This is a genomic window from Methyloversatilis sp. (assembly GCF_051861465.1).
GTDB lineage: Bacteria > Pseudomonadota > Gammaproteobacteria > Burkholderiales > Rhodocyclaceae > Methyloversatilis.
In genome coordinates, this window is record NZ_JBHYCQ010000004.1 from 158,740 (window position 1) to 177,481 (window position 18,742).

General features: G+C 66.1%; 19 protein-coding genes. 10 read left to right on the plus strand and 9 right to left on the minus strand.

Annotated features, from left to right (window positions below):
* Nucleotides 1-59 precede the first annotated feature (59 nt).
* Nucleotides 60-1,262, minus strand: coding sequence for an ammonium transporter (locus ACTIFF_RS07200; protein WP_439536221.1), 1,203 nt, complete (start codon nt 1,260-1,262; stop codon nt 60-62).
* 280 nt (nt 1,263-1,542) lie between these two features.
* On the opposite strand from ACTIFF_RS07200, the gene gdhA reads away from it, so the two are divergent.
* The gene (gene gdhA, locus ACTIFF_RS07205; protein ID WP_439536222.1) at nt 1,543-2,886 is read left to right on the plus strand and encodes an NADP-specific glutamate dehydrogenase; all 1,344 of its coding nucleotides are present in this window, start codon (nt 1,543-1,545) and stop codon (nt 2,884-2,886) included.
* 31 nt (nt 2,887-2,917) lie between these two features.
* On the opposite strand, the gene ACTIFF_RS07210 is transcribed toward gdhA, so the two are convergent.
* The 4 genes from ACTIFF_RS07210 to ACTIFF_RS07225 form a co-directional block, all read right to left on the minus strand.
* Nucleotides 2,918-3,685, minus strand: coding sequence for an HvfC/BufC family peptide modification chaperone (locus ACTIFF_RS07210; RefSeq protein WP_439536223.1), 768 nt, complete (start codon nt 3,683-3,685; stop codon nt 2,918-2,920).
* Nucleotides 3,682-4,530 (minus strand): MNIO family bufferin maturase, encoded by an 849-nt coding sequence (gene bufB, locus ACTIFF_RS07215; RefSeq protein ID WP_439536224.1) that lies wholly within the window; start codon nt 4,528-4,530, stop codon nt 3,682-3,684. The genes ACTIFF_RS07210 and bufB overlap by 4 nt, the downstream gene beginning before the upstream one ends.
* Nucleotides 4,531-4,653: 123 nt before the next feature.
* Complete coding sequence (bufA2, locus tag ACTIFF_RS07220; protein ID WP_305612096.1) at nt 4,654-4,944, minus strand: BufA2 family periplasmic bufferin-type metallophore; 291 nt, start codon at nt 4,942-4,944, stop codon at nt 4,654-4,656.
* Between the two features lie 167 nt (nt 4,945-5,111).
* Nucleotides 5,112-6,353 (minus strand): tyrosine-type recombinase/integrase, encoded by a 1,242-nt coding sequence (locus ACTIFF_RS07225; RefSeq protein ID WP_439536225.1) that lies wholly within the window; start codon nt 6,351-6,353, stop codon nt 5,112-5,114.
* Between the two features lie 226 nt (nt 6,354-6,579).
* Here ACTIFF_RS07225 and ACTIFF_RS07230 point away from each other — a divergent pair, with 226 nt between their 5' ends.
* The 7 genes from ACTIFF_RS07230 to ACTIFF_RS07260 all read left to right on the plus strand — a co-directional run bounded on the left by ACTIFF_RS07230 (nt 6,580) and on the right by ACTIFF_RS07260 (nt 13,247).
* Nucleotides 6,580-9,396, plus strand: a complete 2,817-nt coding sequence (locus ACTIFF_RS07230; RefSeq protein ID WP_439536226.1) for a monovalent cation/H+ antiporter subunit A — start codon at nt 6,580-6,582, stop codon at nt 9,394-9,396.
* The gene (locus ACTIFF_RS07235; RefSeq protein ID WP_439536227.1) at nt 9,393-9,734 is read left to right on the plus strand and encodes a Na+/H+ antiporter subunit C; all 342 of its coding nucleotides are present in this window, start codon (nt 9,393-9,395) and stop codon (nt 9,732-9,734) included. Before ACTIFF_RS07230 ends, ACTIFF_RS07235 begins: the two co-directional genes overlap by 4 nt.
* Nucleotides 9,731-11,347, plus strand: a complete 1,617-nt coding sequence (locus ACTIFF_RS07240; protein WP_439536228.1) for a monovalent cation/H+ antiporter subunit D — start codon at nt 9,731-9,733, stop codon at nt 11,345-11,347. Before ACTIFF_RS07235 ends, ACTIFF_RS07240 begins: the two co-directional genes overlap by 4 nt.
* On the plus strand, nt 11,347-11,853 hold the full coding sequence (locus tag ACTIFF_RS07245; protein ID WP_439536229.1) for a Na+/H+ antiporter subunit E: 507 nt from the start codon (nt 11,347-11,349) through the stop codon (nt 11,851-11,853). Before ACTIFF_RS07240 ends, ACTIFF_RS07245 begins: the two co-directional genes overlap by 1 nt.
* Nucleotides 11,850-12,119, plus strand: coding sequence for a K+/H+ antiporter subunit F (locus ACTIFF_RS07250; protein WP_439536230.1), 270 nt, complete (start codon nt 11,850-11,852; stop codon nt 12,117-12,119). Before ACTIFF_RS07245 ends, ACTIFF_RS07250 begins: the two co-directional genes overlap by 4 nt.
* 11 nt (nt 12,120-12,130) lie before the next feature.
* Nucleotides 12,131-12,493: a Na+/H+ antiporter subunit G gene (locus ACTIFF_RS07255; RefSeq protein ID WP_439536231.1), complete on the plus strand. Its 363-nt coding sequence runs from the start codon at nt 12,131-12,133 to the stop codon at nt 12,491-12,493.
* Nucleotides 12,494-12,791: 298 nt separating this feature from the next.
* Nucleotides 12,792-13,247: a GFA family protein gene (locus ACTIFF_RS07260; RefSeq protein WP_439536232.1), complete on the plus strand. Its 456-nt coding sequence runs from the start codon at nt 12,792-12,794 to the stop codon at nt 13,245-13,247.
* Nucleotides 13,248-13,344: 97 nt separating this feature from the next.
* On the opposite strand, the gene ACTIFF_RS07265 is transcribed toward ACTIFF_RS07260, so the two are convergent.
* Nucleotides 13,345-14,094 carry a 2OG-Fe dioxygenase family protein gene (locus tag ACTIFF_RS07265; RefSeq protein WP_439536233.1) on the minus strand — a complete coding sequence of 250 codons (750 nt, stop codon included), beginning with the start codon at nt 14,092-14,094 and terminating at the stop codon, nt 13,345-13,347.
* A gap of 108 nt (nt 14,095-14,202) precedes the next feature.
* Between ACTIFF_RS07265 and hyi the strand changes: the two genes are divergently transcribed.
* A complete protein-coding gene (hyi, locus tag ACTIFF_RS07270) occupies nt 14,203-14,991 on the plus strand; it encodes a hydroxypyruvate isomerase (RefSeq protein ID WP_439536234.1) in 789 nt (262 codons plus the stop codon).
* Nucleotides 14,992-15,290: 299 nt separating this feature from the next.
* Here the strand turns inward: hyi and ACTIFF_RS07275 are convergent, their stop codons facing one another.
* The 3 genes from ACTIFF_RS07275 to ACTIFF_RS07285 are packed head-to-tail and all read right to left on the minus strand — an operon-like array spanning nt 15,291 to nt 17,516.
* The gene (locus ACTIFF_RS07275; protein ID WP_439536235.1) at nt 15,291-16,121 is read right to left on the minus strand and encodes an extracellular solute-binding protein; all 831 of its coding nucleotides are present in this window, start codon (nt 16,119-16,121) and stop codon (nt 15,291-15,293) included.
* Entirely contained in the window at nt 16,112-16,819 is a 708-nt protein-coding gene (locus ACTIFF_RS07280) for an ATP-binding cassette domain-containing protein (protein WP_439536236.1), read from the minus strand. The genes ACTIFF_RS07275 and ACTIFF_RS07280 overlap by 10 nt, the downstream gene beginning before the upstream one ends.
* The gene (locus tag ACTIFF_RS07285) at nt 16,812-17,516 is read right to left on the minus strand and encodes an ABC transporter permease (RefSeq protein ID WP_439536237.1); all 705 of its coding nucleotides are present in this window, start codon (nt 17,514-17,516) and stop codon (nt 16,812-16,814) included. Before ACTIFF_RS07285 ends, ACTIFF_RS07280 begins: the two co-directional genes overlap by 8 nt.
* A gap of 135 nt (nt 17,517-17,651) precedes the next feature.
* Here ACTIFF_RS07285 and ACTIFF_RS07290 point away from each other — a divergent pair, with 135 nt between their 5' ends.
* Nucleotides 17,652-18,740 (plus strand): substrate-binding domain-containing protein, encoded by a 1,089-nt coding sequence (locus ACTIFF_RS07290; protein ID WP_439536238.1) that lies wholly within the window; start codon nt 17,652-17,654, stop codon nt 18,738-18,740.
* Nucleotides 18,741-18,742: the final 2 nt, after the last annotated feature.

The following is an 18,742-nucleotide window of genomic DNA, read 5'->3' on the forward strand; positions in this document are numbered from 1 at the left end:
TCATGCTGTCGCCGACCCCGGCCTCCGGCTGTCACCGCCCGCCTACAGGGGCCGTCGCGTCACCACAGCGTTTCCCTCTCGGGTGACGCGCTGATGCGGTGAATGGCGAGGTCGGCGCCTTCGTGCTCCTGTTCCGGATCGAGCCGGATACCGACGAGCGTCTTCAGCAGGCCGTAGATGATGAAGCCGCCGACCAGCGCGATCAGGACGCCGGCGATGCTCCCCACCAGTTGCGACATGAAACTCACATTGCCGAGCCCACCCAGCGCCTGCGTGCCGAAGATGCCCGCTGCGATGCCGCCCCAGGTGCCGCACAGGCCGTGCAGCGGCCACACGCCGAGCACGTCGTCGATCTTCCAGCGATTCTGGGTCAGCGTGAACATCCATACGAACAGGCCGCCGGCGACCGCGCCGGTCACCAGCGCACCGAGCGGATGCATCAGGTCCGATCCGGCACATACGGCCACCAGTCCGGCCAGCGGTCCGTTGTGCGTGAAGCCGGGGTCATTGCGGCCGGCGATCAATGCGGCCAGCGTGCCGCCGACCATGGCCATCAGAGAATTGACGGCCACCAGCCCGTTCACGCCTTCGAGCTTCTGGGCGCTCATGACGTTGAAGCCGAACCAGCCCACGGTCAGTATCCAGGCGCCCAACGCGAGGAAGGGAATGCTCGAGGGCGGATGCGCCGAAATGCCGCCGTCGCGCGAATAGCGCCCACGCCGGGCGCCGAGCAGAAGCACCGCGGCCAGCGCGATCCAGCCGCCGACCGCGTGCACCACGATGGAACCCGCGAAATCATGGAACGGATGGCCGAATTGCGCCTCCATCCACGACTGGAAACCGAAGTTGCCGTTCCAGACCATGCCTTCGAAGAACGGGTAGAGCAGGCCGACGATCATCGCCGTGGCCGCCACCTGGGGCCAGAAGCGCGCGCGCTCGGCGATGCCGCCGGACACGATGGCCGGAATGGCTGCCGCAAAGGTCAGCAGGAAGAAGAACTTCACCAGGTCGTAGCCGCTCGACTGGGTCAGGGCGGTCGCGCTGGCGAAGAAGCTGACGCCATAGGCGATGCCGTAGCCGACGAAGAAGTACAGCAAGGTCGATACGCAGAAATCGACCAGAATCTTGACCAGGGCATTGACCTGATTCTTGCGCCTCACCGTGCCAACTTCGAGAAAGGCAAAACCGGCGTGCATGGCCAGCACCATGATGGCGCCAAGCAGAACGAACAGCACATCGGTTGATGTCTTGAAACTTTCCATGATTCCTCCACGATTCACCGTGGCGGTGCAAAAAGCAAAGAGCGCACCAGCCGAAGGCGTTCATGACCGAGGAATTGCACCGTTCGTGTGCGGAAACGCTGCCTTCTGGAGGGCGCGCCATCGTATGCACTGCTGCAGTGCGGAAGATATGCCCGTCCGGGGATGGTTTTCGAAGAACACATCATGCGACATCGCACCAAACGAGTGCGAATCAACGCGATTTCCCTCAGAATGCGCGCCCTTGGTGCATTGAATGTCCTGACTTTTCCTGGAGAAACGAGTGAAACACAGCAACTTCGGCGCATTCATCGCCCACGTCGACGCCCGCAATCCCGGGCAGCCGGAATACCTGCAGGCGGTAACGGAGGTCATGGAAAGCCTGTGGCCCCATATCGAAGCCCACCCGCGACTTGCCGAACACGCGCTGCTCGACCGTCTGGTCGAACCCGAGCGGGTGCTGATGTTCCGGGTGTCCTGGGTCGATGACCACGGTGACGTGCAGGTCAATCGCGGCTACCGCATCCAGCACAGTTCGGCCATCGGCCCGTACAAGGGCGGCATCCGCTTCCATCCGTCGGTAAACCTGTCGATCCTGAAGTTCCTGGCCTTCGAGCAGACCTTCAAGAACGCGCTGACCACGCTGCCGATGGGCGGCGGCAAGGGCGGTTCGGACTTCGATCCGAAAGGCCGCAGCCCGGGTGAGGTGATGCGCTTCTGCCAGGCTTTCGTGTCGGAGCTGTTCCGTCACATCGGTTCCGACACCGACGTGCCGGCTGGCGACATCGGCGTCGGTGGCCGAGAGGTCGGCTTCATGGCCGGCATGATGAAAAAACTCAGTAATCGGGCCGATTGCGTGTTCACCGGCAAGGGCCTCAGTTTCGGCGGTTCGCTGATCCGGCCGGAAGCGACCGGCTATGGCACGGTGTATTTCGCCGAGGAAATGCTCTGTCACGCCGGTCAGTCGATGGACGGCATGCGCGTCGCGGTATCCGGTTCGGGCAATGTCGCGCAGTACGCGATCGAAAAGGCGATGGCCTTCGGCGCGCGCGTCGTGACGGCGTCGGATTCCGCCGGCACGGTGATCGACGAGGACGGCTTCACGCCGGAGAAGCTGGCCATCCTGATGGACGTGAAGAACCGCGCCTATGGTCGCATCAGCGATTACGCGAAGCAGGTCGGCGCGCGCTTCCAAGCCGGTGTGCGCCCCTGGCAGGTGCCGGTCGGACTGGCCTTGCCGTGCGCGACGCAGAACGAACTGGACGAGCGCGACGCCCGTACGCTGATCGCCAATGGCGTGAAGTGCGTGGCCGAAGGCGCGAACATGCCGTCGACCCTGGAAGCGGTGCGCGCGTTCGAGTCGGCCGGCGTGCTGTATGCGCCGGGCAAGGCATCGAACGCGGGCGGTGTCGCGACCTCGGGTCTGGAAATGAGTCAGAACGCGATCCGGATGTCGTGGACGCGCGACGAAGTCGATGCCCGGTTGCTGCACATCATGCAGGGCATACACGCCGCTTGCCTGCAGCACGGCAAGCGGCCGGATGGCCGCCTGAGTTATGTCGACGGTGCCAACATCGCCGGCTTCGTCAAGGTGGCCGACGCCATGCTGGCGCAGGGTGTGATCTGACGAGCGCCCGCAGGGTATCCCGCGCCGCCCGTCAGCGCAGGTTCGGGCTGACGACGAGCAATTCGTCGTCGAGCCAGCGCGCCAGCCAGCCGCCGATCAGGGTCCGGGCATCTTCGGCGACCACGGATTCGCAGGCGGCGGCGAAGGGCGTGCCCGACGCCATCGCCTGCAGCATGGCGGCTTCATCGTCGCCGATCGAACGGAAGTGCGGCTGGAAGCCCTTGCGCCATACCAGCAGACGACCCGGCCGGTCCAGTACGTCGACCTGTGGCGGGGCATCGCTGCAGTCCATCGCATGCCACAGATCCAGCGTATTGCGCGTGACACGCAGCCATTGCACGGTCGGGTGCAGGCGAAACACCACCTGCGCCCAGTCATCGTCATTGAAGTCGGCCAGCGTTGTTCCGGTGACCGGTTCGGCGTCGACACCGTCGAAGGCCTGCCGCATCGCCCAGTCGAGCCGGGCGAGCTCCGAAACCTCTGGGTCGTTCGGCCACACCGCACCCAGCCAGTCGGCGAAGCGGTCACCGAAGGGCCGCAGGCTGAACTGGCGTGGCGGGTGGTCGGCGATCCAGGCCAGCGCTGTCGATTCGAAGCGCTCGTCGCCCAGCCACGCCCAGGTCTTGTCGAAGCTGTCCTTCAGCGTGTCGAGCAGGCGGACGCGGTAAGCATTGAAATAGATCTGCGCGCGGTCCGCCTTCGCCAGACCGCCGGCGTCGGCCAGCGTGCTCAGGAAGTCGTTCGGCCTGTCGTGCAGGTAATCGATGAATTGCGCCTGCAGGCTGGCGAGCGCGCTCATGCCACGGCCCTTTCGAAGGTCTCGGCGCGGATCGCGATGCGCCGGGCGCGGTCGAGTTCGCGCAGCAGTTCGGGCAGTTCCGGAATCTGGTCGTCGCGTTCGATCATCGTCGCCACATCGCCGAACATGCCGCAGGCGATGTCATAGAGCGCCCACACTTCTTCGCACACCGGATGGTCGTGCGTATCGACCAGATGGTCGTCATGCGTCGAATGACCGGCCAGATGGATCTGCTGGATGCGGTTCGACGGCATGGCGTGCAGGAAGTCGAGCGCGTCGAAGCCGTGATTGACGCTGCTGACATAGATGTTATTGACGTCGAGCAGCAGCAGGCAATCCGCCTCGTCGGCCACCGCGCGGATGAAATCCCACTCGGTCGCATCCGACATGCCGTAGCCCAGATAGCTCGACACATTCTCGAGCACCAGCCGGCGCCCCAGCTCGTGCTGCACCTGACCGATCTTGCGCACCAGCAGGCGGGCGGATTCCTCCGTGTACGGCAGCGGCAGCAGGTCATGCGAATTGCGGCCGTTGAAGCCGGTCCAGCAGAGGTGATCGGAAATCCACAGCGGATCGATGCGATCGGCCAGCCGCTTCAGTCGGGCGAGATAGTGGCGATCGACTGGTTCGTCCGAGCCGATCGACAGCGCCACGCCGTGCATGGCCATCGGGTAGTCGGCGCGCAGCCGGTCGAGCATCGCCATCGGCTTGCCGCCGTCGACCATGAAGTTTTCCGAAATGATTTCCAGCCAGTCGAGCGGCGCCCGCTGTTCGAGCAGCGCGGCGTAGTGGGCAGGGCGCAATCCCAGCCCGAATCCGGGTGATTCACGGGTCAAGGTATTCATGGGGGCAGTCCTGTACACCGGCGTCATCGCGGAAAATGGAAAACCGTTCGCGACCGGACAACATGCCCTGGCGGGCACGTGATCGTTTCGCGAACGGCGGGGTGCAACGACTGAGGCGTCGGCTTACTTGGCGACCAGGTCGCCGATGGTGCCGCCCTGGGTCAGGCAGTCCTTGGCCGGAATGCCCTTGAAGCCGTGGCCCTTGCAGGCATTCTGGCCCTTGCAGCTGTGCTCCGCGGTGGCGCAGTCGCTGTTGCCCTTGCAGGCATGCAGGCCGTAGCAATGCACCTTGTCGCTGGCACCGATGGCCATGCCCTTCGAACCTGCCGGGGCATCCGCAGCAAAAACCGAACCGGACAGGGCGAGCGCAGCGGCAGCGGCGGCAATCGAAGCACCGAAATTCATTGTCGACATCATGTTCTCCTGGGTAATGGGCGTCTGTATGGGCGTGTGCCCGTGTGGGTCTGTGCGAGAACAACACCCGCCGGCCGGTGGCCCGCGCATTGCGCTCTCCCGCCACTAGACCCGGGTGGCATCGCGATGCTTACTTCACCCGGAGAAAATTTTTCGCTGCCCGTGTATCAAGGCTTCTTCAGCGCCTCCTCATCGGACGGGGTTGCCCACGGCAACTGCTGCTTCTGCGCTTCGTCATGCCAGCGTTCTTCCTCTTCGTGGATGTAGCGCTGTGTCGTGCGCGCGTCGGTATGACGGGCGTCCTTCTGCACGAAGCGTTCGTTCATGCCGCTGTCGAGCTTGGCCGTGATGCCGGTATGGCGTCCCCAGTGCGCCGAGGCGGCGCGCAGCTTTTCGCGCTTGTGTTCCGAGGCCTCGGGCAGCAGGTCGGCGGCGGCGTTGAACAGCTTCTTCAGGATCTGGTTCAGCCGGCGTGCGGTGATCGGGCTGCGGTCCTTGATCGACACCAGCAAGGGCGTGAGGTCGGTGCGTTTCGGCATCGCGCTGAGCCCCAGATGTTTCCGGTAGCGCACCAGCGCATGCACCATGTCGTCGGCCACCGGCACCCTGGCCTGCTTGCCGCCCTTGCCGACGACATGCCACCACCAGCGGCCGCGCTCCTCGCGAAAGCTGTTCATGCGATGCGACTCCAGCTCTCCGGCACGCGGTGCCAGCATGTAGAGCAAGGCGGCGATGAAGCGCGCCCGCTCGTACTCGTCGCGTTCGCCCTCCGTTTCGCGCGGCAGGGCCTCGATGGCGCGGGTGACCGCGTGCCACATTTCGGCGTCGAGAAAGCGCTCGATCTTCTGCATTTCCTCAGTCTGCGCGATGACCTGCGCCGGTCCGGTCGCCGCCATGTTCAGCTTGCGCCGGCGCTGCCGGATCAGGCCCAGCGGATTGCCGGACAGATAGCCCGCGTCGACCAGATAGGCCATCAACGAATTGATCGCCGCGATCGACGTGAGCACCGCCGAATCCGACAGCGGGCCGACAAAGGGGCGCCACGCGGGCTTCACGCGCGGCACCTTGGGCGCGCACCACAGCTTCGCCGGCTGCGGATCGGCCAGAAAGTGCAGATAGCCTTCGAAGTCCTGCCGGTTCAGGCTGGACAAGGGCTTGCCGCATTCGATCAGCGACCACAGCAGCAGCCGCTCGCACTCGCGCTGGTAGATGCGATGCGTACCGGGCGACTGTTCGTACTCGGTCAGGAAGCAGCGGATGGCGTCGACGTCGTTCGAGGCACTGATCTGCAGCCGCGCCGCATCGGCGCGGTTGATGCCGTCGTGACCGTCGAGCGCGGCGGGCACGGTGACTTCGTCCAGCGGACGGATCGGAACCGGCAGTTCGGGCAGGGCGCTTTCGTCACTCATGGCGGAATCGGGCTGGCATCGTTGCAGGGTGGGGCAGGGCAGCCGGATGGTAACCGGCTTGCGGAACCAACCGGCGATGGCACCGGTCAGGTTCGCGTCAGTCAGGGATAAGATCATCCGGACTCGACAATGACTCAAGCCTGTCGAGCGCTCCGCCCATCGGAGCACTCGGATCAAACAAGGTTATTCTTCGGCCGGACAGACGTAGCCCGACTTCGCAGCGCCCATGAATCCACTTGCCACGATAGTGCTGCTGCCCCTACTGGCAGGCACGTTGCTGTGTTTCGGCCTTGGCCGCGACAATTCGCCTGCCCGCCGGACGCTGACCGCCCTGGCGGCCGGCGGCGTCACCGTCGCCGCGCTGGCCTTGTTGCTGTCGCTCGCGCCGCAGATACTGGCCGGCCAGACATTGATCGCGCACACCGACTGGGTGCCGTCGCTCGGCCTGGCCATCGGCTGGCGACTCGACGGCCTGGCGCTCCTTTTCGCGCTGCTGATCACCGGCATCGGTCTGCTGATCGTCATTTACGCGCACTTCTATCTGGCGGCATCGGACCCGGCCGGCAAGTTCTACACGCTGCTGATGCTGTTCATGGCAGCCATGCTCGGTGTGGTCATGTCGGACAACATCATGCTGCTGGTGGTGTTCTGGGAACTGACCAGCGTGTCGTCCTTCCTGCTGGTTGGCTACTGGGGCCACAAGGAAGAGGCGAGGGCGGGTGCGCGCATGGCGCTGGCAGTCACCGGCGGCGGCGGTCTGGTCATGCTGGCCGGTTTCGTGCTGCTCGGCCAGGTTGCCGGCACCTATGAACTGAGCGAATTGCTGACACGCGGCGACATCATCAAGGCCGACCCGCTGTACCCGCTGCTGCTCGGGTTGATTCTGGTCGGCTGCTTCACCAAGAGCGCTCAGGTGCCCTTCCATTTCTGGCTGCCGGAAGCGATGGCAGCACCGACGCCGGTATCGGCCTACCTGCATTCGGCCACCATGGTGAAAGCCGGCGTGTTCCTGCTGGCGCGGCTCTATCCAGCGCTCGGCGGCACCGACCTGTTCGAGGGCGTGGTCGCCAGTTTCGGTCTGGCCACGGTTGCCTTCGCCGCCTGGGTGGCGATCTTCAAGCATGACATGAAGGGCCTGCTGGCCTACTCGACGGTCAGCCACCTCGGCTTCATCACCTTCCTGATCGGACTGGGCTCGCCGCTGTCGGCGGTGGCTGCGGTGTTCCACATCCTGAATCACGCCACCTTCAAGGCGGCGCTGTTCATGAGCGCCGGCATCATCGATCACGAAACCGGTACGCGCGACCTGCGCCGTCTCGGCGGGCTGTACCGGCTGATGCCCTGGACCGCCACGTTCGCCATGACGGCCGCCGCGGCGATGGCCGGCATCCCGCTGTTCAACGGGTTCCTGTCGAAGGAAATGTTCTTCCACGAAGCGGTCGAGTCGACGCTGCCGTGGGGCGTGGCCGTGCCGGTCATCGCCACCTTCGCCGGCATCTGTTCGATGGCCTACTCTGTGCGGCTGGTACATGCCACCTTCTTCAACGGCGCGCCGAAGGATCTGCCGCCGGATGCGCATCCGCACGACCCGCCGATCGGCATGCTGGCGCCGGTCGTGCTGCTGGCTGTGCTGTGTGTCATGGTCGGGGTCTTCCCTGCCGTGACCTATGGTCCGCTGGTTCAGGTCGCGGCCAGCGCGCTGCTCGGCACGGCGCCGCCCGAGTATCACCTGGCGATCTGGCACGGCTTCAACCTGCCGTTGCTGATGAGCGCCATCGCCGTGGCGGGCGGACTGGCGCTGTATTTCACGCTTCAGAAATCGTTCGGTCTGCCTGGCTACACACCGCAGCGCTGGTCCGGCAAAGCCAGCTTCACCTGCCTGATGGAAAGCCTGTTCGCCCTCTCCGGCCGGCTGACCGGCCGCATCGAAAACGGCTCACTCCAGCGATCGCTGGCGCTGATGGTGCTGCTGGTGCTGGCCATGGCAGCGGCGCCTTTCGGTGCCGCGGACAGTCTGCCCCGGGCCGGCAGCCGCACGCTGCTCGACGCACCGCCGCTGGCCATCGTCGTGTGGGCACTGCTGCTCGCGGCGGGCGCGGCACTGGTGTGGACGCACCACGCGCGCTTTCAGGCGGTCGTGCTGACCGGCGTCGTCGGCATGGTGACCGCGCTTACTTTCGTCGCACTGTCGGCGCCCGATCTGGCGTTGACCCAGCTGTCGGTCGAAGTGGTGTCTACCGTGCTGCTGCTGATGGGGCTTGCACTGCTGCCGCAGACCTCGCCGCGCGAATCGACGTCGCTGCGCTACGGCCGCGACGCCGCACTCGCGCTGGCCGCCGGCGGCGGCGTGGCGGCGCTGGCCTGGCTGATGCTCACGCGCGACCATTCGTCGATTTCCTGGTTCTTCCTCGACAACACCGTGCCCGGCGGCGGCGGCACCAATGCGGTGAACGTCATCCTGGTGGATTTCCGCGGCTATGACACCTTCGGTGAAATCACCGTGCTCGGTATCGCCGCGCTGGGCGCACTTGCGCTGCTCGACGGCCTGCGCGCGAAGCGGCCGACGGTCGATACCGCCGGGCGCGCATGGACCTTCGAACAGCAGCCGCTGTTGCTGCGGGTGGCTGCGCGCATCGTGCTGCCGCTGGCGCTGGTCGTTTCGGCCTACATCTTCTGGCGCGGCCACAACCTGCCCGGCGGCGGTTTCATCGCCGGTCTGGTCACCGCCGTTGCGCTGGTGCTGCAATTCATGGCGCTCGGGCAGGCGCGTGCCGAATCTGCGCTGCATGGCGCGGCCGGGCGGCGTTTCAGCCGCTGGATCGGCAGCGGTCTCGCGATCGCCGGGCTGACCGGTGTGGCCGCGTTCGTGTTCGGCAAACCTTTCCTGACCAGCGCGCACGGACACCCGACGGTTGCGGTGCTGGGCGAACTGCCGCTGGCCAGCGCAGCAGTGTTCGACCTCGGGGTGTACATCACCGTGGTCGGTGCAACGCTGCTGATGCTGTCGGTGCTGGGCGCCGCCAGCAAGGAGAGTCACGGATGAATGTGAGTATGGAGTTTCTGGTCGCCAGCGGCATCGGCTGGGTCACTGCCTGTGGCGTGTTCCTGATGCTGCGTGGCCGCAGCTTTCCGGTCGTGCTCGGCCTGACGTTGATCGGCTATGCGGTGAATGTGTTCATCTTTGCGATGGGCCGCCTGTGGACCGGTGCGCAACCCATCATCGGCAACGGCGAGGTGATCGCCGATCCGCTGCCGCAGGCACTGGTGCTGACCGCCATCGTCATCGGCTTCGCCACCACCGGCTTCGTCATCGAACTCGCGCTGCGCAGCCATCACGAGTCGGGTACCGACCAGGTCGACGGCAAGGAGCCCGGCGCATGAGCCTTGCCAGCCTGATTGCGCCGCATCTGCCGGTGCTCACCGTGCTGCTGCCGGCCTTCACCGCGATGCTGCTGGTGCTGATCGGCGACAGCCGCGAACGCCTGGTGCTGGCGCGGCGCATCGCGCTGGCGTCGGTCACGCTCGGCCTGCTGCTGGCGCTCAAGCTTGCGCTCGACGCACATGGCGGCGAGTTGCGCGTGTATCGCGTCGGCGACTGGCCGGCGCCGTTCGGCATCGTGCTGGTGATCGACCGGCTGTCGGCGCTGATGCTGGTGCTCACGCAGGCGGTCGCGCTGCCGGTGCTGCTGTATGCGAGCGGCGGCTGGGACAGTCACGGCCGGCATTTCCATGCGCTGATCCAGTTCCAGCTGATGGGTCTGTGCGGCGCCTTCGTCACCGGTGACCTGTTCAACCTGTTCGTGTTTTTCGAAGTGCTGCTGATCGCGTCGTATGTGTTGCTGGTGCACGGTCAGGGCAAGGAGCGCTTCCGCGTCGGCGTGCAGTACGTGGCGATCAACCTCGCCGCGTCGGCGCTGTTCCTGATCGGTGTGTCACTGATCTACGCTGTGACCGGCACGCTGAACATGGCCGATCTGGCGCAGCGCGTGCCGCTGGTCACCGGTGACGAGGCACTGGTGCTCAAGGCGGCGGCGCTTATCCTGCTGGTGGTGTTCGGTGTCAAGGCAGCCATGCTGCCGCTCTACCTGTGGCTGCCGGCGACCTATGCCGCGGCCAGTGCGCCGGTGGCGGCACTGTTCGCGCTGATGACCAAGGTCGGCGTGTACAGCATCGTGCGGGTGCACGGCGTCATTTTCGGTGCAGACGGTGGCGCCTCGGCGCTGGTGGCCGAGCCCTGGCTGCTGCCGCTGGCGCTGGGTACCAGCGCGCTGGCCGTGTTCGGCGCGCTGGCCGCGCAGACCCTGCCGCGGCTGGTGGCCTATTTGACGATCGCGTCGGTCGGCACGATACTCGCGTCGCTTGGCCTCTTCAGCACCGCAGCCTGGTCTGCCGCGCTGTATTACATGGCGCACAGCACGCTGGTCATCGCCGCGCTGTTCCTGCTGGTCGAACTGGTCGCTTCGCAACGCGGCGACGCCGACAGCCGGCTCGAAGCCGGTGCACCGGTGGCGCAGCCGGTCCTGCTCGGCCTGATGCTGCTGCTCGCCGCCGCCTCGGCCGCCGGCCTGCCGCCGCTGCCCGGTTTCATCGGCAAGCTGATGGTGCTGCAGGCGTCCAGCGGTCACGATGCGCAGGTGTGGATCTGGATCGTCGTGCTGTCGGTCGGTTTCCTGACGCTGATCGGGCTGGCGCGCGCCGGCAGTCTGCTGTTCTGGAGCACACGCCCTGAACTGGCGGGCACCGGTACCGCCGCGGGCGCCAGCAGCAAGCTGGTGCTCGCCACCATCGCGCTGCTGGTCGGCGGCGTTGCCATGACCGTGCTGGCCGATCCGCTCAAGCGCTACACCGATGCCGCGGCCGCACAGCTGACCGACCACCGTGCCTACGCGCTCGGCGTGCTGGGCGGCGAGGGTGTCGACACCACATTGCCCTATGTTTTCCCGCGACCGGCCGCAGGCGTGCCAGCGGGGCAGGGTACGGAAGGAGGGCCTTGATGGCGACCGGAACATCCCACCCGAAGCGCTGGCTGGCGTACCCTTTCATGTCCGCCATCATCGCGGCCAGCTGGCTGCTGCTGCAGCAGTCGCTCGCCGTGCCGCAGCTGATCACCGCCACGGTGTTTGCGCTGCTCCTGCCACGCGTACTGGCGGGTTTTCTCGGGCCACAGGTGAAGGTGTCGTCCTGGGCAACCGTCGTGCGCTTCGCCGGCATCGTGTTGTGGGACATCGTGGTGTCCAACATCACGGTTGCGAAAATCGTCCTCAATCCGGCGCGCGAGCCGCAGCCCGCCTGGGTGCCGGTGCCGCTGGACATCCGTCACCCGAACGGCATCGCGTTGCTGGCGACCATCATCACGACCACACCGGGCACGGTGTCCTGCGTGATCGACGAGGTGCGCCATGAAATCCTGGTGCATGCGCTCGACTGCAGCGAACCGGCTGCGATGGCGCAGGACATCAAGAACCGTTACGAACGACCGCTGCGGGAGATTTTCGAATGATGCCTCTGGCTCTCGACATTGCCGTGGCCGCCGTTGCACTGGCCATGCTGATGTGTGCATTCCGGCTGTTCCGCGGCCCGGAAGTGACCGACCGGCTGCTGGCGCTCGATACGCTCTACATCAATGTGGTGGCATTGGTCGTGCTGCTGGGCATCCGCCAGCAGACCGAACTGCTGTTCGAGGCGGCGCTGATCGTCGCCATGCTGGGTTTCGTGTCGACCGTGGCGCTGGCGCGCTATCTGACGCGCGGCGACGTGATCGAGTAAGGCATCTATATATGGACACCCTGCACCCACTGGTCGACGCCCTGATATCGCTGATGCTCGTCATCGGCGCGCTGTTCATGCTGGTTGGCGGCATCGGCCTCGTGCGCTTCGGCGATTTCTTCATGCGCCTGCACGCACCGACCAAAGCCACGACGCTGGGCGTTGGCGGCGTGCTGATCGCCGCCATGGTCCACAGCTGGGCCGGCGGCCGCTTCGGCGTGCCCGAACTGCTCATCACATTGTTCCTGTTCATTACCGCGCCCGTATCAGCCAATCTGATGGCCAAGGCCGCGCTGCACCTGAAGGTGCCATCGAAGGCAGGTCGTCCGGCAGGTATGGACGAGGGCGCGGCAGCCCCGGGCAAGCAAGGCTGAGCGGGCGAACGCCTCTTTACCTTTCACCTTGCCCGAATGGTTAAGTTCTGAAATTTACTGTTTTCAGAAGTAACAAGGCAGGCCTGCGTTTCGCCCGCAGCCCTGTGGCAGCGCCTCGCGGATTCTGGAAAGCCGGCTCGCCGTCACCTATCTTGTTTGTGGAGCGTGTTCACAGCGAACGGCCGTTCAGACGCCAGGTCTGCGCAGCGTCGCGCACCGACTCAGTGGCAAGACATACGGTGAACACGCTCTGGCAGGCCCGACACGCGAGGGGCCGACAACAAAAAAAGGAGATGACGTGATTACACCGTTTGCCGGCGGCTGCTCGTGCGGCGCCATCCGATATGAGTGCGCCGCCAGACCGCGGTTTTCCTGGAACTGCCACTGTCGTGACTGTCAGCGTGCCAGTGGCGCTGCCTACTGCCCGGTCATGTATGTCCCGAAAACTGCGCTCACGATCACCGGCCCTGCCGCGCGCTATGCCTCGCTGCATGCAGAAAGCGGGCGCCTGGTCAGTCGCGGCCTGTGCGGCGACTGTGGCTCGAACCTGTTCATCCTCGCCGATCTGGTGCCCGACCTGCAGGGTCTGTGGGCGGGCAGCCTCGATGATCCCGACATCTTCAGGCCACAGATCAATGTATGGACCCGCAGCGCACCCGTGTGGAGCACGCCCGATCCCACCCTCAAGAGCCTCGACACTGCACCGGACGAGACGCAGTTCGGCGCCCTGCTGCGCGACGCACTCGGCCATTGAACGCGCCGGCACGGGTCTGGCGATACTGCGGCCGACCCGTGCCGGCCGATGACTTCGAGGTCTGGTGACGCAGGTCGGCGAGCGTCGCCGACACTGTTCAGCACATCGCGCGCCGGTAAGTCACCACCAGCACATCGCGCCAGGCCGGTTTCGACGGGTCCAGCGGATGGATGGGCGTCACGCCGTGCAGCGCGCGCTGATCGTTCACCAGCGCGGCGTCGCACGGCGCAGTCAGCGTGAAGCTGTCCAGCGGATCGCCTTCGGGCGAGAAGATTTCGGTGGTGCCGCTCTCGACGTTCTCACGCCGCACCATCATCACCAGCACGAAATCGACGCCGTCGCGATGCACGCCTTCCGGCGTCGGCTTGCCGGCCCCGTCGGGCAGCGCCTCGATGCGGAACTGGTGCACCTCGATGTGCGCCGCCGCGCCCGGATGCAGGCGCTGGAACACGCCCAGACCGAGCCGGATCGCGGTCTGCATGGTCGCACCCTGCATCACCTCGGGCGCGATCGGTGCGAAATGCCGCGCGACGCCCCCGTTCAGGTTGTTGTAGTCGAGGCTCTGGTAATGCGGCTGAGGTGGCTCGAGCACCGCGTCGAGACTGTCGGCCGGCGCGCTCAGCACCGCATAACGCCGGCGGCGGTAGCGACCGCCGTCCGCCATGTAGGTATCGCGCTCCAGCGAGCCCCAGCTCGCGGCAAAGCGGTCCCAGTCGCTGTTCCAGCCTGCTTCGAGGCTGGCCAGACCGTTTTTCGTGTGATCGGCCGGCAGGAAGCAGAAATCATGCGTGGCGATGCATTCCGCGAGGGCATGCGGATCGTCGCCGTGAGTGGTGTGTGCGGGCATGAACGGGGCCGGGCGAAAAAACGCGAAGCCGCAGACGATACTCCGCGCGACCGGACAACGCATGTCCGCCGCCAATTAGAATCATGGCTTCGCCTGAAATGACGTCACATGCCCCGCTTCTGCGCCAACCTGTCACTGTTGTTCACGGAGCAGCCCTTCGCCGGGCGCTACGCCGCCGCCGCGCGCGCCGGCTTCACCGGTGTTGAATGCCACTTTCCTTACGGCGTGCCGGCCGAGGCACTGGCCGACGAATTGCAGGCCCACCAGCTCGAACAGGTCCTGTTCAATCTGCCCCCCGGCAACTGGGCTGCCGGCGAGCGCGGCATCGCCTGTCTGCCGGACCGGGTGGATGAATTCGAAGCGGGCGTCGGGCAAGCACTCGACTACGCGCGCGTGCTGAATTGCCGGCGCATCAATTGCCTGGCCGGTCTGGCGCCGGACGGCGCGGACCGCGCGGAGTTGCTCGCCGTGATGGAACGCAACGTACGCTTCGCTGCGCGCGCGCTGTCGCGCGAAGGCATCGAACTGATGGTCGAACCGATCAATACACGCGACATGCCGGGCTTCCTGCTGAACCATTCGGCCGAAACGCTGGCACTGATCGAACGGGTCGGCGAGCCGAACGTGAAGCTGCAGTACGACGTCTATCACATGCAGATCATGGAAGGCGACCTCGCCCGCACGCTGCAGCGCGAACGCGCGCGCATCGGCCACGTACAGATCGCCGACAACCCCGGCCGTCACGAACCGGGCACCGGCGAAATCAATTACCCCTTCCTGTTCAAGTGGCTCGATCGCATCGGCTACGCCGGCTGGGTCAGCGCCGAATACCTGCCGGCCGGCGACACGGCGGCGGGCCTGGGCTGGATGCAGGCTGACGGCCGCGACGGAGGGTGACTGACCGAGTGCGTTGTTGGGCATCGCTGCGCTCACCCCAACCTACGGTGTTGTGCGGTGTCGTGACGTGTCGTTATGCATCGCTTCGCTCACGCCAACCTACGAACCCCACCGCCCTCCCCACGCTGGGGCGGGTCGAGCGCGGCGATGCCCGGTACCCGCCTTGCACATGTCCGCACCCTATGTAGGTTGGGGTGAGCGCAGCGATGCCCAACACTGCCCTCCCCGACCTTCGCACCCACCGCAGGTCGAGCCGGTCGAGGCAATGCCCGACAACCCCACCCGGTCGATCCAGCGCCCTACTTCACCGCGTTCGGGAAGAACAACTGCTGGCCGTCGATCTTGTAGTCGGCAATGGCGGTCTGGCCTTCGGCCGACACGACCCAGTCGATGAAGGCCTGACCGTCGGCTTTCTTGACGTGCGGGTGCTTGTCCGGATTGACCAGGATCACGCCGTACTGGTTGAACAGGCGCTTGTCGCCTTCAACCGACACGGTCAGGTCGGCGCGGTTCTTGAACGACAGCCAGGTGCCGCGGTCGGCCAGGATGTAGGCGTTCATCGATGCCGCGGTGTTCAGCGCCGGGCCCATGCCGGAGCCGGTGTCGCGGTACCAGGCGCCCTTCGCCGCGTCGAGGTCGACGCCGGCCGCCTTCCACAGCCGCAGCTCGGCGGCGTGCGTGCCGCTCTTGTCGCCGCGCGACACGAAAGGCGCCTGCGCCGCCTGGATGCCTTTCAGCGCTTCGGTGATGTCCTTGCCGCCACCGACCTTCGCCGGGTCCGACTTCGGACCGACCAGGATGAAGTCGTTGTACATGACCTCCTGGCGCTTCACGCCGAAGCCCTCGGCGATGAATTTCTCCTCCGCCACCTTGTCATGCACGAACACGACGTCGGCATCGCCGCGGCGTGCCATGTCCAGCGCCTGGCCGGTGCCCAGCGCGACCACGCGCACTTCGATGCCGGTCTTCGCCTGGAACGCCGGCAGCAGATGTTTGAACAGTCCGGACTGTTCGGTCGAGGTGGTCGACGACACGGTGATGAAGCGGTCGGCTGCGCTGGCGAACGGGGTGCCCATCGCGATGGCGGCAGCCACTGCGGAGGTGATGAAGGAACGGCGGATCAGGTCCATGAGAGCTCTCCTCTGAGGTAATTCCCGGCTTCGGCCGAGCGTGGTGATGCAAAAAATTCAGCGACCGGCGTGTGTTCGGTGATGCGGCCGGCGTCGACGAACACGATGTCGTCGGCCAGTCGACGCGCCTGACCGAGATGATGGGTGACCATGACGATGCTGCAGCCTTCGTCGGCGATGACGCGGATCAGCCGCTCGACTTCGGCCGCTGCACCGGGATCGAGACTGGCGGTCGGCTCGTCGAGGAACAGCACGCGCGGGCGCAGTGCCCATGCGCGCGCCAGCGCGGCGCGCTGCTGCTCGCCGCCAGACAGCACGCGCGCCGGCCGGTCGGCCAGCGCGGTCAGACCGACACGCTCGAGCACGTCGCGCGCGCGCGCGCGGCGGGCGGCCGCCGGAACGCCGGCCAGATCGAGCGCATAGATGACGTTGTCGAGCACACTGCGCCGCAGCATGACCGGCCGCTGGAACACCATGGCCTGCGCCGGGCGGCCGCTGCCGCCGTTCCACAGGATGCGGCCGGCGCTCGGTTCGATCAGCCCGTGCATCAGACGCATCAGCACGCTCTTGCCGGCGCCGTTGGGACCGAGGATGAGCGTGCGCCGCCCTGCTTCGATGCGCAGCGACACGTCTCGGATCAGCGTGCGGTCGCCGGCGTCGTAGCGCAGTGCGTCGAGCGTGATCAGTGCGTCAGCCATGGCGACGTACCGCCCATTCGCGCACCGCGTGCGCCAGCGCATTGAGCAGCAGCACGATGGCAATCAGGATGAAACCGAGCGCCAGCGCCAGCGGCAGGTCGCCCTTGCTGGTTTCGAGCGCAATGCTGGTGGTCATGACGCGGGTGACGCCGTCGATATTGCCGCCGACGATCATCACCGCACCCACCTCGGCCACCGCCCGGCCGAGTCCGGCCAGCACTGCGGTGCTGAGCGAGAAACGGGTATCGACCAGCAGGGTGAAGGCGGCACGTGGCGTCGAGGCACCGAGCGATCGCAGTTGTTCTTCGTAGTCGCGCCACGCGTCGGCGACGATCTGGCGCGACAGTGCGGCGACGATGGGGGTGATCAGTACCACTTGGGCGATCACCATCGCGGTCGGTGTGAACAGCAGGCCGAAAGATCCGAGCGGGCCGGCGCGCGACAGCAGCAGGTAGACAAGCAGCCCGATGACCACCGGCGGCAAGCCCATCAGGCCGTTCAGGATGACGGTCAGCGGCTTGCGACCGGGAAAGCGCCCGACCGCCACCGCCGCGCCGATCGGCAGACCGACGCAGGATGCAAGAAACACGGCCGTCAAGCTGACCTGCAGGCTGAGCGTCACGATGCCCAGCAGTTGTGCATCGCCGGCGAGCACCAGCCCGCCTGCGGTCACGAAGCTTTCGCTGAGCGTGCTCATGCCTGTCCGGATGCCGACGCGCCCGTTTGCAGGCGCTTCAGTCCGTCAGTCACGCGTCGCCAGCGAAATCCCATTATCTGCATTCGGAAACACATAAGATCGCGGACGCTATCGCTCGACGACAAGGTTTCCTATATGTCTGGAATTTCCGTAACAACCCCTCGGCTCGGGATCGAGTGGGATTTCGGTCCCGATGCACCGGCCGGCATCGGCCGGCTGTTGTCATTGCTCGCGGCGATCGAGACAACAGGGTCGATCGCCGGCGCGGCGCGCCACATCGGATTTTCGTATCGCAACGCCTGGGGGCTGATCAACGCCTGGCAGGGGTACTTCGGCCAGACGCTGATTTCGACCGCGCGCGCAAGTGGCTCGACGCTGGACGACTTTGCCCGCCACTTGCTGGCCGTCGACCGCGACGCCCGGCAGTCGCTCGCTGCCGCGTTGCACACGGCCAGCCAGCCGATGCGCGAACTGCCGCTGCAGTCATCCGGTGGCGTAGCAGGCGCACTGCGCATCGCCGCCAGCCATGATCCGCTGCTGAACGACCTGATCCGCCAGCTGCGCCACGACGGCCGGAGCGCAACCTTGAGCACGCATGGCAGTCTGGAATCGCTGCTCGCGCTGGCAGCACGCCGCTGCGACATCGCCGGCTTTCACTGTCCGATCGGCGAACTCGGTCGCGACATCTGGACGCTCTACCTCGCGCAGCACGGCTTGCCGCGGCTGCGTCTGCTCGGCTTCGCGCGCCGCACGCAAGGTTTGATCCTCGCCCGCGGCAATCCAAGGGGGGTGCGCGGGCTGAGCGATCTGTCGCGTGCCGACCTGCGCTTCGTGCATCGTCAGCCCGGCGCCGGCACGCGGCTCGCATTCGACCAGCTGGCGCGCCAGGCCGGACTCGATACGCGGGCACTGAACGAGGGTGACGAAGAGCACACCCATGCCGCGGTGGCGGCACTGATCGCCAGTGACGAGGCGGATGCGGGCCTGGGCCTCGAGGCCTTCGCGCGACGGCTGGGCCTGGAGTTCCTGCCGCTGTTCGAGGAAATGTACTTTCTGGCGCTGCGTGACGGCCCGGCCTCGCGCCGCACGCTGGACGTGTTGGGCAGCCTGCTGCGCCAGCCGGACTGGCAGGCGCGCGCGCAGGAAATGAGCGGTTATTCGCTCGACGAGGCAGGCGTCGAATACGACGTGCCGGAGGCCGAACGACTGCTGTTCGGCCATTGATG